The organism is Streptomyces sp. NPDC006643 (assembly GCF_042870175.1).
GTDB lineage: Bacteria > Actinomycetota > Actinomycetes > Streptomycetales > Streptomycetaceae > Streptomyces.
In genome coordinates this window covers 37,790-51,964 of the sequence record NZ_JBIAHA010000032.1, presented here as the reverse complement: position 1 = coordinate 51,964, position 14,175 = coordinate 37,790, and the positions used below count along the sequence as shown (strand labels likewise).

13 protein-coding genes are annotated in these 14,175 nt (G+C 71.0%); 11 read left to right on the top strand and 2 right to left on the bottom strand.

The genetic code is table 11. The features are described 5' to 3' along the window. Positions 1–107: 107 nt before the first annotated feature. From ACFYNU_RS34120 to ACFYNU_RS34085, 8 genes are all read left to right on the top strand, one after another. Positions 108–1,406: an extracellular solute-binding protein gene (locus ACFYNU_RS34120; RefSeq protein ID WP_356589047.1), complete on the top strand. Its 1,299-nt coding sequence runs from the start codon at positions 108–110 to the stop codon at positions 1,404–1,406. 14 nt (positions 1,407–1,420) lie between these two features. Continuing rightward, a complete protein-coding gene (locus ACFYNU_RS34115; RefSeq protein ID WP_356589045.1) occupies positions 1,421–2,380 on the top strand; it encodes a sugar ABC transporter permease in 960 nt (319 codons plus the stop codon). Beyond that, complete coding sequence (locus tag ACFYNU_RS34110) at positions 2,377–3,198, top strand: carbohydrate ABC transporter permease (protein WP_356589043.1); 822 nt, start codon at positions 2,377–2,379, stop codon at positions 3,196–3,198. Before ACFYNU_RS34115 ends, ACFYNU_RS34110 begins: the two co-directional genes overlap by 4 nt. Next, entirely contained in the window at positions 3,195–5,588 is a 2,394-nt protein-coding gene (locus ACFYNU_RS34105; RefSeq protein WP_388768317.1) for a glycoside hydrolase family 3 N-terminal domain-containing protein, read from the top strand. The genes ACFYNU_RS34110 and ACFYNU_RS34105 overlap by 4 nt, the downstream gene beginning before the upstream one ends. Before the next feature lie 45 nt (positions 5,589–5,633). Beyond that, entirely contained in the window at positions 5,634–7,256 is a 1,623-nt protein-coding gene (locus ACFYNU_RS34100) for an alkaline phosphatase D family protein (RefSeq protein WP_356589041.1), read from the top strand. A gap of 328 nt (positions 7,257–7,584) precedes the next feature. Then, positions 7,585–8,451, top strand: a complete 867-nt coding sequence (locus ACFYNU_RS34095) for a helix-turn-helix transcriptional regulator (protein WP_356589039.1) — start codon at positions 7,585–7,587, stop codon at positions 8,449–8,451. Positions 8,452–8,542: 91 nt separating this feature from the next. Continuing rightward, positions 8,543–9,328: an SAM-dependent methyltransferase gene (locus ACFYNU_RS34090; RefSeq protein ID WP_356589037.1), complete on the top strand. Its 786-nt coding sequence runs from the start codon at positions 8,543–8,545 to the stop codon at positions 9,326–9,328. Between the two features lie 46 nt (positions 9,329–9,374). After that, the gene (locus ACFYNU_RS34085; RefSeq protein WP_356589035.1) at positions 9,375–9,641 is read left to right on the top strand and encodes a DUF6296 family protein; all 267 of its coding nucleotides are present in this window, start codon (positions 9,375–9,377) and stop codon (positions 9,639–9,641) included. An 86-nt stretch (positions 9,642–9,727) separates the two neighbouring features. On the opposite strand, the gene ACFYNU_RS34080 is transcribed toward ACFYNU_RS34085, so the two are convergent. Both ACFYNU_RS34080 and ACFYNU_RS34075 read right to left on the bottom strand, forming a co-directional pair. Further along, positions 9,728–10,738, bottom strand: coding sequence for an iron-containing redox enzyme family protein (locus tag ACFYNU_RS34080; RefSeq protein WP_356589033.1), 1,011 nt, complete (start codon positions 10,736–10,738; stop codon positions 9,728–9,730). Positions 10,739–11,025: 287 nt separating this feature from the next. Further along, positions 11,026–12,042, bottom strand: a complete 1,017-nt coding sequence (locus ACFYNU_RS34075) for an alpha/beta hydrolase (RefSeq protein WP_356589031.1) — start codon at positions 12,040–12,042, stop codon at positions 11,026–11,028. Between the two features lie 147 nt (positions 12,043–12,189). On the opposite strand from ACFYNU_RS34075, the gene ACFYNU_RS34070 reads away from it, so the two are divergent. From ACFYNU_RS34070 to ACFYNU_RS34060, 3 genes are all read left to right on the top strand, one after another. After that, a complete protein-coding gene (locus tag ACFYNU_RS34070) occupies positions 12,190–13,614 on the top strand; it encodes a PLP-dependent aminotransferase family protein (protein WP_356589029.1) in 1,425 nt (474 codons plus the stop codon). Positions 13,615–13,681: 67 nt separating this feature from the next. Further along, positions 13,682–13,873 (top strand): toxin-antitoxin system HicB family antitoxin, encoded by a 192-nt coding sequence (locus ACFYNU_RS34065; RefSeq protein WP_229701224.1) that lies wholly within the window; start codon positions 13,682–13,684, stop codon positions 13,871–13,873. Beyond that, positions 13,870–14,166, top strand: a complete 297-nt coding sequence (locus ACFYNU_RS34060; RefSeq protein WP_356589027.1) for a hypothetical protein — start codon at positions 13,870–13,872, stop codon at positions 14,164–14,166. The genes ACFYNU_RS34065 and ACFYNU_RS34060 overlap by 4 nt, the downstream gene beginning before the upstream one ends. Positions 14,167–14,175: the final 9 nt, after the last annotated feature.

Sequence of the window (14,175 nt, the reverse complement as noted above, 5' to 3'; positions counted from 1 at the left end):
TTTCGCCGAGCCATGACATCGATGTTGACCGGCACTTGAGAGGACCTTACGGTCGCTCCCCACAGAGACTTTCGGGCAGATTCCCGATACTTTCGAGAGGTCGACCGATGAAGACACGCGTACGGTTCCGTCGGGCCGTCGCAGGCGGCGCGGCGCTGGCTCTGAGTCTGGGCCTGGTGGCCTGTGGCGGCGGCTCCTCCTCCGGTGGTTCGGACGAGTTCCACGTACTGGTCTACGGCGATGCCGGGAACCGGGTGGAGAAGCAACTCGTCGCGACGTTCAACAAGACCTCCGAGGTCAAGGCGGTCCTGGACACCGTCCCGGGCGCCGACTACCAGCAGAAGCTCCAGACGGTCATCAACACCCCGCAGGCCCCGGACGTGTTCTTCAACTGGGGCGGCGGCAGCATCCAGCCGTTCGTGGCGGCGGATCTGCTGTTGCCGCTGGACGACATGATCAAGAAGGATCCGGGGCTGAAGGCGAACTTCCTGCCGTCCGTCTTCGAAACCGCGCAGGTCGAAGGGAAGTCGTACGGCGTGCCGATGCGCGGCACCCAGCCGGTGCTGCTGTTCCACAACAAGAAGGTGCTCGCCGACGCCGGCATCGAGCCGCCCCGCACCTGGGACGACCTGCTGGCCGCCGTGAAGTCCCTGAAGGACGCGGGAGTCACCCCCATCGCCCTCGGCGGCGGCGACAAGTGGACCACGATGATGTGGTTCGAGTATCTGTACGACCGTGTGGCGGGCCCCGAGCTGTTCAAGAAGGCGCTGGCCGGCGAGAAGGACGTCTGGGAGAGCGCCGACAGCCGGAAGGCGCTGGACATGCTGAGGCAGCTCATCGACGCGGGCGCCTTCGGCACCAACTACGACTCGGTCAAGTTCACCGACGGGGGCTCCCCCGCCCTGCTGGCGAGCGGCAAGGCCGGCTTCGAACTGATGGGCTCCTGGGCGTACTCCACCCAGCAGGAGGCGGACCCCGACTTCGCCAGGAACGACCTCGGTTACGGGACCTTCCCGAGCGTCGAGGGTGGCAAGGGCGACGCCGCCGACCTCGTCGGCAACACCAACAACTTCTACTCCGTCCGCAAGTCGACGAAGCACGCCGACGCGATAGCCGAGTTCCTGAAGCTCATGTACTCGGACGAGTTCGTGGAGGCGCACCTGGCGATCGGCAATCTGCCGACCACCACGAACACCACGAAGTTCCTGGACGCCGCGGACAACCCGGAGTATCTGAAGTACCAGTACGACCTGGTGGACAAGGCACCCGCGTTCCAGCTCTCGTGGGACCAGGCGTATCCGCCGAAGAACATGACGCCCATCTATGTGGCGGTCCAGCAGTTCTTCAACAAGCAACTCGACGCGGACGGCTTCATCAAGGCCATGCAAGCCCTCACGACCGTCTGAGGGTGACGTCGTCCATGGTCTCTCCCGCACCTTCCCTGAAGTCCGCCGGGTCCGCCGGGCCCGTCCCTTCCGTCGGGTCCGTCCGGTCCGTCCGGTCCGTCCAGGACGGGCACCGGCCCGGTCTCGGCTGGGCACTGCCCGCCGTCGTGTTCTTCGCCCTGTTCGCCGTCGTGCCGCTGGTGCTGGTGGCCGTCCTGTCCTTCACCACCTGGTCGGGGCTCGGCTCACCGCAGTTCGCCGGCTTCGACAACTGGGTGACGCTGTTCCACGACCCGGTGATGATCAAGAGTCTCTGGCTGAGCGTGCTGCTCACCGTCCTTGGGGTGGTGGTCCAGACCCCGCTGAGCGTCCTGCTCGGTGTGTGGGCGGCGGGTCCGCAGCGCAACCGGGCCGTGCTGTCGGCGGTCTTCTTCGTCCCGCTGCTGCTGTCCGCCACCGCCGTGTCGGTGCTGTGGCGGGCGCTGCTCGACCCGAACTTCGGGGTCCCCTCGGAGGCCGCCTGGCTCTTCGGGGACGGCAACCTTCTCGGCAGCCGTACGGGAGCCATCGCCGTACTGGTCCTGGTGAGCACCTGGCAGTTCACCCCGCTGCACGCCCTCATCCATCAGGGCGCGGCGCGGGCGATCCCGGTGGTCCTCTACCAGGCGGCGGAGATCGACGGCGCCGGGCGGGTGCGGCAGTTCTTCCACATCACGCTGCCGCAGCTGCGCAACTCGATCATCACCTCGGTGATCCTCATGGTCGTCGGGGGTCTGACCACCTTCGACACCGTGCTGATCCTCACCCAGGGCGGGCCGGGCACCGACACCACCATCAGCGCCTACTACATGTACCAGAAGGCCTTCAAGGGCTTCGAGTTCGGCGCCGGCGCCGCCATCGCGCTGCTGCTGGTCCTGGTGGCGACCGCCGTCTCGCTGGTCGTGGTGCGGGTCTCCGGCTTCGACAAGATGGCCGGCACCAAGGAGGGCATATGAGACGGCGCCGCCCCAACTACCTGGCCGGCGTGGGCGTCACGCTCTGGCTGTTCGTCGTCGGTCTGCCGCTGTACGTCATGCTCGGCGCCGGTGTGCGCTCGCGCGCGGACTACGGCACGGGCGGTCCGCTGGGCCTCCCGGACGAGTTCACCCTCGCCAACTATCTGAACAGTCTCTCCAACGGCTTCGGCCGGTACTTCGTCAACACCCTGATCGTGACGGCCAGTGTGGTGGCGATCGTGGTGCTGCTCGTACCGCCGCTGGCCTTCGCGATCGTCCGCAACCGGCGCCGGACCACCTCCGGTGTCTTCCGGCTCTTCCTGCTGGGTCTGGCGATTCCCGCGCAGGCGGTGATCGTGCCGATGTTCTACGTCATCAGCCAGGCGGGCCTCTACGACAACCTCATCGGCGTCATCCTGCCGACGGCCGCGTTCTGTATGCCGGTCTGTGTGCTCATCCTGACCGGCACCATGCGCGACATCACCGACGACCTCTTCGAGGCGATGGCCATCGACGGCGCGGACGCGCGGCGGGTGTTCTTCCGCCTCGTCGTCCCGCTGTCGAGGAGCGGGCTGTCCACCGTCGTCGTGTTCGCGGCGCTCCAGGCGTGGAACGGGTTCCTCTTCCCGCTCGTGCTCACCCAGTCCGAGGAGACCAAGGTGCTCACCCTGGGCCTCTACAACTTCCAGACCCAGTACGGCGTCGACATCCCCGGCCTGCTGGCCGCCGTGGTGCTGTCCACCGTGCCCGTCCTGCTCGTCTACCTGTTCGCCCGGCGGGCCCTGGTCCAGGGGCTGATGGGGGTGGGAGGAAAGTGACCGCCGACGTGACCACCGACGCCTCGGGCGCGACCGCCGCCAAGGACGCGCTGCGGGCCGCCCGCGCCGCCCGCGTCGAGGAACTGATCGCCGCGATGACCCTGGAGGAGAAACTGGCCCAGCTGTACGGCCTGTGGGCGGGCGCCTCCCCCGACGGCGCCGAGGTCGCCCCGCACCAGCACGACATGGACGAGCCGCCCGGCCTGGAGGAGCTGATCCCTTATGGACTCGGCCAGCTGACCCGACCGTTCGGGACCGTCCCCGTCGATCCCGCCCTGGGCGCCCTGTCCCTGATGCGTACGCAGGAACGGATCATCGCGGGCGGCCGGTTCGGCATCCCGGCGATGGCCCACGACGAGTGTCTGGCGGGCTTCGCCGCCTGGGGCGCCACCACGTATCCGGTGCCGCTGTCCTGGGGCGCCTCCTTCGATCCGGAGCTGGTCCGGACGATGGCGGCGGCGATCGGCGGCGACATGCGGTCCGTGGGCGTGCACCAGGGGCTGGCCCCCGTGCTCGACGTGGTGCGCGACGCCCGATGGGGCCGGGTGGAGGAGACCATCGGCGAGGACCCGTATCTCGTGGGGACCATCGCCACCGCGTATGTGCGGGGGCTGGAGTCCACCGGGCTCGTCGCCACGCTGAAGCACTTCGCGGGCTACTCGGCCTCCCGCGCCGGGCGCAATCTGGCCCCGGTGAGCATGGGGTTCCGGGAGCGCGCCGATGTGATCCTGCTCCCCTTCGAGATGGCCGTCAGGGAGAGCGGAGCGCGGTCGGTGATGCACGCGTACACCGACACCGACGGCATACCGGGCGCCGCCGACGAGCAGTCGCTGACGGGGCTGCTGCGGGACACCTGGGGCTTCGAAGGCACCGTCGTGGCCGACTACTTCGGTATCGCGTTCCTCAAGTCCCTGCACGGAGTGGCCGCCGACTGGGGCCAGGCGGCGGCCATCGCCCTGACGGCCGGTGTCGATGTCGAGCTGCCCACCGTGAAGACGTTCGGGCAGCCGCTGCGGGAGGCCGTCGCCGCGGGCGAGCCGACGCGGGCGACGGTCGACCGGGCCCTGCGCCGGGTGCTGACACAGAAGGCGCAGCTCGGCCTGCTCGACCCGGACTGGAGCCCGCTGCCGCCCGCGCTGGCGGACACCCTCGCGGACGCCGATCCCGGCGCGCCCCGCCGACTGCGCGGCACGGTGGACCTGGACACCGCCGCCCACCGGGACATCTCCCGCCGTCTCGCCGAGCGGTCGGTGATCCTGCTGCGGAACGACGGGGTCCTGCCGCTGACGCGGCCGGCCCGGATCGCGGTGGTCGGACCCCAGGCCGACACACCCATGGCGGTCCTGGGCTGCTACTCCTTCCCCGTGCATGTCGGATCCCAGCACCCAGGGACTCCGGCGGGGGTGCAACTGCCCACGCTGCTCCAGGGGTTGCTGTCGGAGTTCCCCGGCTGCGAGATCGTCACCGCGGCCGGCTGCGGCATCGACTCCGCGGTCACCGACGGTTTCGCCGCGGCGCTGCGGGCGGTGCGCGGGGCGGATGTGATCGTCGCGGCGCTCGGCGACCGGGCGGGCCTCTTCGGCCGGGGTACGAGTGGTGAGGGCTGCGACGCGGAGTCGCTGGCCCTTCCCGGCGTACAGCAGCAGTTGCTCGACACGCTGCTCGACACCGGGACGCCGGTGGTGGTCACGCTGCTCGCCGGACGGCCGTACGCGCTGGGCGACGACGCCGTCGAGGCGTCGGCGGCGATCGTGCAGACGTTCTTCCCCGGGCAGGAGGGTGCGCGGGCGATCGCCGGGGTGCTGAGCGGCCGGGTCGAGCCCTCGGGCCGGCTGCCGGTGAGCGTTCCCCGGCGGCCGGGCGGTCAGCCGTCCACCTATCTGGCCTCGCGGCTGGCGCGGGCGGGTGACTCGTCGAATGTCGATCCGACGCCCGCGTTCGGATTCGGGCACGGGCTGACGTACACCTCCTTCGTCTGGTCCGGGCTGAGCGCCGACCGCGCCGCGCCGACCGACGGCACGCTGCGGCTGTCCTTCACGGTGCGCAACACCGGCGGCCGGCCGGGGACGGAGGTGGTGCAGCTGTATCTGCACGACCCGGTCGCCTCCGTCGTCCAGCCGGTCCAGCGGCTCGTGGGCTATCTGCGGGTGCCGCTCGCCCCGGGCGAGACGGCGAGGATCAGCGCGAGCGTCCCCGCCGACCTCGCCTCCTTCACCGGACGGGACGGGCGCCGGATCGTGGAGCCGGGCGAGCTGGAGCTTCGGCTCGCCGCGTCGAGCACGGACACCCGGCTCACCGCGCGGGCCCTGCTGACCGGACCCGTACGGGAGGTGGACCACACCCGCGCCCTGCACGCCGGGCTGCGCCGGGAGGAGGAGAGATCACTCTGATGCGGGGTCAGTAAACGTACATAACAGGGCATATGAGTTCTCACCATGGGAAATCATCTGCCGGAATTCCGCGCTGCCGCCCGCCGTATCGACCGCCGTCAATTCGTCACCCGCACCGGCGCCGCGGCCGTGCTCGCCTTCGCGGCGAACATGCCGACCGCCGGGGCGGCGAGCGCCCGCCGGCTCAACCCCAGGGACATCACCAAGAACCCCTTCACGCTGGGCGTCGCATCGGGCGACCCGCTGCCCGACACGGCTCTGCTCTGGACCCGGCTGGCGCCCGAGCCGTACACGGCGGACAGCGGTCTGCCCGCCGAGCGGGTCGAGGTGGAGTGGGAGGTGGCCCATGACGAGCGGTTCGCCCAGATCGTCAAGAACGGCACCGCGACCGCCCATCCGGAGTTCCACCACAGCGTGCGCGTCGAGGTGCCGGGGCTGTCCGCCGACCGCTACTACTTCTACCGCTTCCGCGTCGGTACGTGGATCAGTCCGGCCGGCCGCACCCGTACCGCCCCCGCCGCCGGGTCCTCGCCCAGCCGGCTCAGCTTCGCCACACTGTCCTGCCAGGCCTACTACCACGGCTATTTCACGGCGTACCAGCATCTGGCGACCGAGGACCTCGATGTCGTCGTGCACCTCGGCGACTACCTGTACGAGTACGCGGTGACGGCGGAGGGCGGCTCGCGGAAGTACACCGACCGCACGCTGCCCGCGCACTACAACGCGGAGACCCTGACGCTGGAGGACTACCGGCTGCGCTACGGGCTCTACAAGTCCGACCCGGATCTGATGGCCGCGCACGCCGCGCACCCCTTCGTCGTCACCTGGGACGACCACGAGACCGAGAACAATTACGCGGACGAGACACCCGAGAACGACGTACCGCCGGAGGAGTTCCTGCTCCGGCGGGCCGCCGCGTACCGCGCGTACTGGGAGAACCAGCCGCTGCGCGCCCCGCAGCAGCCCGAGGGACCCGACATGCAGCTCTACCGCCGGCTGCACTTCGGACAGCTCGCGCAGTTCGACATCCTCGACACCCGCCAGTACCGCTCCAACCAGGTGCAGGGAGCCAACTGGCAGGTCCCGGGCGCCGAGTCGAAGGATCCGAAGCGCACCATGACCGGCGCGACACAGGAGCGCTGGCTGCTCGACGGCTGGAAGAGCTCGAACGCGACATGGAATCTGCTGGCCCAGCAGGTCACGTTCGCCCAGCGCCGTGACAGGCCGGGGGCCGACTTCAAGCTGTCGATGGACGCGTGGGACGGGTACACGGCCTCCCGCCAACGGGTTCTGGACGGCGCGAAGACGGCCGGTGTCGACAATCTGATGGTGCTGACCGGCGACGTGCACGTGGGCTACGGCTTCGACCTCAAGGAGAACTTCGACGACCCGAAGTCCCGGGTGGTGGGGACGGAGATCGCCACGACCTCGGTCAGCAGCGGCATGGACGGCGCGGAGAAGCCGTCCAACTGGACCAACCTCACCTCCGCCAATCCGCATATGAAGTACTACAACGGGCGCCGGGGCTATACGACGTTCACGCTCACGCCGGACCGGGCGACGGTCACCTTCAACACCCTGACGGCCGTGACGAAGCCGGGCTCGGCGCTCACCAGGGCGGCGTCCTTCGTCACGGAGGCCGGCAGACCGGGTTTGACGCCCGCGTAACCCGGGCGCACGGAAACCGTGATGACCGTGTGGAATTCTCTCCGGCGGGCCTGACCGGAGCACCGCCCTCTGGTGGCACGGGCTCCGGAAGGACATGCTGTCGCCCGTGCCCGCACCTTTTCGGCCAGGGCAGCACGCACGAGCGCATGCGAGCCCGACCGGCCGCCCCGACGGCCAAGACCCTGGATCGAGCTGAGGACTTGAGATCACGGAGCACGGCGGCCGGACCCGCCGCCCGCACGCCGGGAAAGATCAACAGGACTGCCGCACAGGGGAGTTGCTGTGGCAGACTGTCCGCCATGGCTGCGGTGGTGCTCGGGGGTGCGAAGTGAGCGAGCCACGGTCGGCTCCGACGATCGGTCAGATCGTGCTCAGCAGGCAGCTGTTGGCGCTGCGTGAGAAGGCGGGGCTCAGCCGGGAGCAGTCCGGCCGGCTGCTGCGTGTCACGGCGGCCACCGTCCGCCGGATGGAGATGGCGGAGGTCGGGCTCAAAGTCCCCTATCTCCAGATCCTTCTGCCCGCGTACAACGTGCCGGACGAGGAGATAGACGTCTTCCTCCGGCTGGCCGACGAGGCCAACAGACCCGGCTGGTGGCAGCGGTTCCACGACGTGCTGCCCGACTGGTTCAGCGGCTACGTCAGCCTCGAAGAGGCCGCGACGACCATACGCTGCTACGAGCCGCACTTCGTGCCGGGACTGCTCCAGACCGAGGAGTACGCGCGGCACATCCTGACCGCCGGGGCCCTGGGCCAGCAGCTCGCCGGCTCCGCCCGGATCGAGCGCCAGGTCGCGCTGCGGATGGAGCGCCAGGCGCTGCTGACCCGTACCGACGCGCCCGTCTTCTGGGCCGTACTGGACGAGACCGTGCTGCGCCGGCACGTCGGGTCGCCGGCCGTGATGCGCGCCCAGGTCGACCGGCTGCTCGAAGCGAGCGAACTGCCGAACGTGACGCTCCAGGTCGCCGAGTTCAGCGCCGGCCACCACCCCGGCACGTACAGCCCCTTCGTTCTGTTCCGCTTCGGCATCCCCGAGGTGCGCGACATGGTCTACATCGAGTATCTGACCGGCGCGCTCTATCTCGACGAGGACGCCGAGGTCTCCGAGCACATGGAGGCCATGGACCGGATGGTGGCCCACGCGGAGTCCGCGGGCCGCACGAGGCAGTTGCTGTCCGACTTCCGCGACACGCTGTGACCGCCGGAATCCGGCCGCGGGCCGTCGCCGGTGCCGCGCTCCTCCCCCTCGCCACCCCCCTGTTCGGATCAGACAGTCAACGGAGCGCCCCATGAACGCAGCTTCACCGAAGTCCCAGGTCGACACGAGCAGACCGCACCCGGCGCGGGTGTACGACTGGCTCCTGGGCGGCAAGGACAACTACCCCGTCGACCGGGCCGTCGGCGAGCAGCTTCCGGAGCTGGGCAAGCGCAGCGCCCGGCAGAACCGTGCCTTCATGCACCGCGCGTCCGCGTGGCTGGCGCGCCAGGGCGTCGACCAGTTCCTCGACATCGGCACCGGTATCCCGACCTCGCCGAACCTCCACCAGATAGTCCAGGAGATCAATCCGAAGGCCCGGGTCGTCTACACGGACAACGACCCGATCGTGCTGCGGCACGCCGAGGCGCTGCTGTTCAGCACGGTGGAGGGCGGCACCGACTACATCGAGGCGGACGTACGCGATCCCGGGGCGATCCTCGACCACGCGCGCGGGCATCTGGACTTCGACCGGCCCGTGGCGGTGTCGCTGATCGCGCTGATGCATTTCATCCCGGACAGCGACGGACCGTACGAGATCACCCGCACCCTCCTCGACGCGTTCGTGCCCGGCAGTTATCTGGTGCTCTCGCACGGCACCTTCGACTTCCACGAGGAGCTGAAGGCCCAGATCACCGGGACCTACGGCAAGGGCGGGATCGAGCTGAGCTTCCGCACCCGCGACGAGGTGGCGCGGTTCTTCGACGGTCTCGACCTCGTCGAGCCCGGACTCGTCACCGGGCCCGAGTGGTACAAGGACACGGCCGCGCCGGAGGCCGAGGAGAACGCCGTCTACGCCGGAGTCGCCCGCCTGCCCTGACTGGGTGACCATGGGGGGTGGTGCCTATCGCGGGAGGAGGCCCCCCATGGCGTACCCGGAACGCTACGAGCTGACCTTCGAGGAACCGACCCCGGCGGACCCGACGAGTACCGCCCCACGCGAGGGCGTCGAACGGGACGCGGTGACGGTCCGGCGTACCGGCCGGGCCGGGGCGGGCGGATTCCCGGTGTACGAGGACGAGACGGGCATCGTGCGCGCGGAGATCAGCGACCGGGGCGAGGTGCGGATGCTGGCCAGTGGGGGTCAGCAGGCGCTCAGTACGCCGGTGCGGGCGCGGTCGCTCGGCTCGTGAACACCGCGTGAATCCGGGCTCAGGAACGAGCCGGCCCCGTCCCCCTCGCCAAGCGGTGGGGGCGGGGCTTTCTCACGCTGCCGGGTTCACAGGGGCGTACGGAGTCCGGAGAGGCCGTCCCGCCAGGCGGGAAGCAGTCGCTCGGCGAGACGCGCGTCCAGTACACCGGTGGCGTCGGCGCCGAAGGCCACGTCCGTCTCCAGCCACGGCTCCTCCTCCAGCAGCCCGCCGACGACCTCGCGGCGTACGAGCCGCTCGTGGGCGGCGTCGTCGGCCACGTGCTCGGCGTAGAAGTGCACGGCCGCGTCGCCCGCGTCCACGCGCCGCATCGCCTCCGCCAGCCGGCGGGACGCGGGCGAGGCGACGACCTCGACGGCGGCGAAGTGCCCGACCAGCGCGCCGCGGAGCGCGCGGTGCAGGCCGAACAGCGACATCAGATTGACGCAGGCCAGCATCTCCCCCGGGGCGACGTCGACATACCGGCCGTACGTCGTGTCGAGCCCGAGGTCCGTCATGAGGCCCGCGAAGAGCCGTGAGTGCATCCGGTCCGCGTGGCCCGCGCCGAACTCGTCGAACTCGGCCGCGACCATGGCCGCCTTGGCGCGGCCCCGGAGCCGGGGGATCACCCAGGCGTGCGGGTCGGCCTCCTTCAGGTGGTAGACCGAGCGCTGGGCGGCGTACTCCCGCAGGTGCCACAGCTCGCCCTCGTCGCGGAGGTAGTGGGACGTGCTCGCGTCGTCCGGTGATTCGACCAGCAGGTCGGCGAGCGCCTCGTCGATGTCGGTGCGGCGTTTGGTGTCCGCGCGCAGCGCGTCGAGGAAGCGGCGTTCGAGGTCGGCGCGGAAGGCGAGCAGCGCGGGATCCCACTCCCAGGCGGGGTCGACGCCGCAGAATCCGCGGTAGTGCAGTTCGTAGCAGAGGTAGAGCGCGAGGTGCAGGTCCTCGCCGTAGGGGGCGGCGTCGTCGGCGGCCCCGCTCGGCGGCAGGGGGGTGCCGGAACCGGGGCGGCCACGCAGGGCGCGTACGACTCCGTAGCTGAGGTCGCCACGGCCCGTCGGCAGAGCGGGCCCGGTCGGCCGGACGTCGGCGTTCTCCACTGACTTCACTCCTTGACCTGATCGAACTGATCAGCGTGCTCGGTTCGACCATTCTCACCGCTTTGCCCGGTGTGTCCCCTTTCGCTGGCGGGCTGCCGGTGACGTCGGCGGACCGTGGGTAACGTCCCTTCGCGCCTCGTGCCCGCCCCTCGGCGGCGCCCGTTCCCGGCCCGCCCGGCGGCCCGCCCCCTTTCGGTCGCGGGACGGTGTGGACATGCCGCCGTTCGGGTGGTCCGGCCCGCCGCCGGCCGGACCACCCGGACCGTCCACGTGTCGCCCGCCCGCGGTCAGCGTGCCGGGAGCGCGGCCAGCCACTCGGTCAGCAGACCGTTGACCTCGTCGGGGCGCTCCTGCTGCACCCAGTGCCCGCAGCCGTCGATGATGTGCGACGAGACGAGACCGGGAAGGGTGGTCGGGTAGGCCTTGACGGCGTCCGCCATCCACGCGAGGGAGGCGTCGAGCGCGCCGCCGATGAAGAGCGAGGGCTGGGTGAGCGGGGTGCCGTGCCAGGCGGCCAGATCGGCCCAGTCGCGGTCGACGTTGCGGTAGCGGTTGAGCGCGCCGGTCGCTCCGGTGCGCTCGAACTCGCCCGCGTAGTGGTCGAGGTCGGCCTCGGAGAGCCAGGCGGGCAGCGGGCCGGTGGGGAACCGGTCGCGGAGCCTGCCGCCGGGCGGCACGAAGTAGAGGCTCGGCTCGTCGGGCGGCGGCATGGTCTCGCCGGAGATCCCGGCGTAGAAGCCGGCCAGCCAGCCCCGGACGTCGGACTCGATCTCGGCCTCGGCGCGGCCCGGGGTCTGGAAGTAGCTGACGTAGAACTCCTCGTCGCCGCCGATCCGCGCGAACGCCTCGGTCGGGCGGGGGCCGCCGCGCGGGGCGTACGGGACGCCGAGGAGCGCCACCGCGGTGAAGACGTCGGGACACAGCAGCGCCGAGTCGGCGGCGATGTTCGACCCCCAGTCGTGCCCGACGATCGTCGCGGTCTTCTCCCCGAGGGCGTGTACGACGCCGACGTTGTCGGCGACGTGGGCGAGCATCCGGTAGTCCTCGACGGCCGGGGGCTTCGAGGAGCGTCCGTAGCCGCGTACGTCGACGGCCACCGCGCGGTATCCGGCGGCGGCGAGTGCCGGGAGCTGGTGGCGCCAGGAGTACCAGGATTCGGGAAAGCCGTGGACCAGCAGGACGAGGGGGCCGCTGCCCTGTTCGACCAGGTGGATACGGCCGCCGGGAACGTCCACCAGACGGTGCCGGGCGCCCGGCGGGGTGACGGGGGTGGCTGGCTCGGACGGGGTCGTGGGGTCCGGCATGGGTCCTCCTCGGGGTGATCGTTTCCGCTCACCATGATTCGGCGGACGGCGCGCCCGCACCAAGAGAACTTGCCGGGTCGGCAAATCGGGTCGGGCCGGCCGACCGGCTTCCGCCGGGGGTGGAGACCTTGCGTAGGGTGCGTTTCCATGGCGGATCGACAGGTCAATTCTGGTGAGGCGGACCCGTCCGCGGGGACGGATCTGCATCTGGAGCTGAGCGGACGGGGATCGCGCCGGGAGCAGTTGATGCTCGCCCTGCGGGAGGCCATCACGTCGGGCCGGCTGGCGCCGGGCACCCGGCTGCCGCCGTACCGCACGCTGGCCGTGGATCTGGGCATCGCCCGTAACACCGTGGGCGAGGCGTACGCCGAACTCGTCGCCGAGGGCTGGCTCACGGCTCGCCAGGGGTCGGGCACCCGTGTCGCCTCGCGCGTCTCGCCGCTGCCGGTCGCCAGGGACCGCGCCCGGCCTGCCGCGCCCGCGGCGGGTCCGGTGGCGTACGACTTCATGCCGACGTCGCCGGACGCCACCGCGTTCCCGCGCTCGGCGTGGCTCACGTCCGCGCGCCGGGCGCTGGGCGGCGCGCCGGGGGACGCGTTCGGCGTCGGCGACCCCCGGGGCCGGATCGAACTGCGTACGGCGCTCACCGAGTATCTGGCGCGCGCCCGTGGGGTACGGACCGCGCCCCACCGGATCGTCGTCTGCGCCGGTTTCGCCCATGCCCTGCGGATCCTCGGGGAGGTGCTGGCCGGGACGGTGGCCGTCGAGTCGTACGGGCTGGCCTTCCACCGTTCGCTGCTCACGGGCGCCGGGCTGCGCACCGTGCCGCTGACCGTGGACGCGGGCGGTGCGCGGACCGCCGAGCTGGACGGGGTCGACGCGGGGGCGGTACTGCTCACGCCCGCCCACCAGTTCCCGACCGGAGGGCCGCTGCGTCCGGAGCGGCGGACGGCGGCCGTCGACTGGGCGCGGGCCACCGGGGCGGTGGTGCTGGAGGACGACTACGACGGTGAGTTCCGCTACGACCGGGAGCCGGTCGGCGCCGTCCAGGGGCTCGATCCCGACCGGGTGGTGTATCTGGGCTCCACGAGCAAGAGCCTCTCCCCCGCGCTGCGGCTGGGGTGGATGGCGCTGCCGGACGCGCTCGTGGACGACGTGCTGGCCGTCAAGGGTGTCCGCGAGATGTGGACCGGCGTCACCGACCAGCTGACCCTCGCCGACTTCGTCGCCCGCGGCGCTTACGACCGGCATGTGCGGCTCATGCGGCGCACCTACCGGCGGCGGCGCGACCGGCTCGTCGCGGTCCTCGCCGAACGGGCACCGCACATCGAGGTCAGTGGTATCGCCGCCGGGCTGCACGCGGTGCTCGATCTCCCGCCGGGCACCGAGCGGGACACGGTGCGCGCCGCCGGGCGGCTGGGCCTGGCGCTGGAGGGGCTCGACGCCTTCCGGCACCCGGACAGCGCCATGGAGCCGCGCGAAGGTCTGGTGATCGGCTTCGGCGCCCCGCCCGATCACGCGTTCAACGGCGCGCTCCAGGCACTGTGCGCGGCGCTGCCGCCCGCTGCGTGAGTCCCGGACCCCTTCGGCGTGTGACACCACATGGTGCAACCACACCCCGGTTGCTATGGTCGGTCGCATGACCGCCATGACGCTCCGTATCCCGGACGAGATCAACGCATCGATCAAGGCGGGGGCGGCGGCAGCCGGTCTGTCCCTCAACGCCTACATCGTGCGCGCCGCCCAGCGGCAGGCCGTGCTCGACTCCGCCCGCCGGCTCGCGTCGCTCGGTCTCGGCGAGGATCTGGGCGGCGAGGGCGACGCCCTGTGAAACGTGGTGAGATTTGGGCGCTCGGTGACGGGCGCAGTGTCCTGATCGTCTCGCTGGACGGTCTGGAGGAGGCGTACGGCGCGGTGCTCACCGTCGTCCTCCACGACGCCGGGCGCTACCCGGACACCGCGATGTCCGTGGTGATCGAGGACCCGCTGCCGTCGACCGCCGTGGCGGTCAACCTCCAGCAGTTGAGGGTCACGCGCTTCGACGGCGCTAAGCTGCTCGGGCCCGTCGACACGGCGGTGATGGACCGCGTCAGCCAGGCGCTGCGCGCGGTGCTCGACCTGTAGTGGACCGGG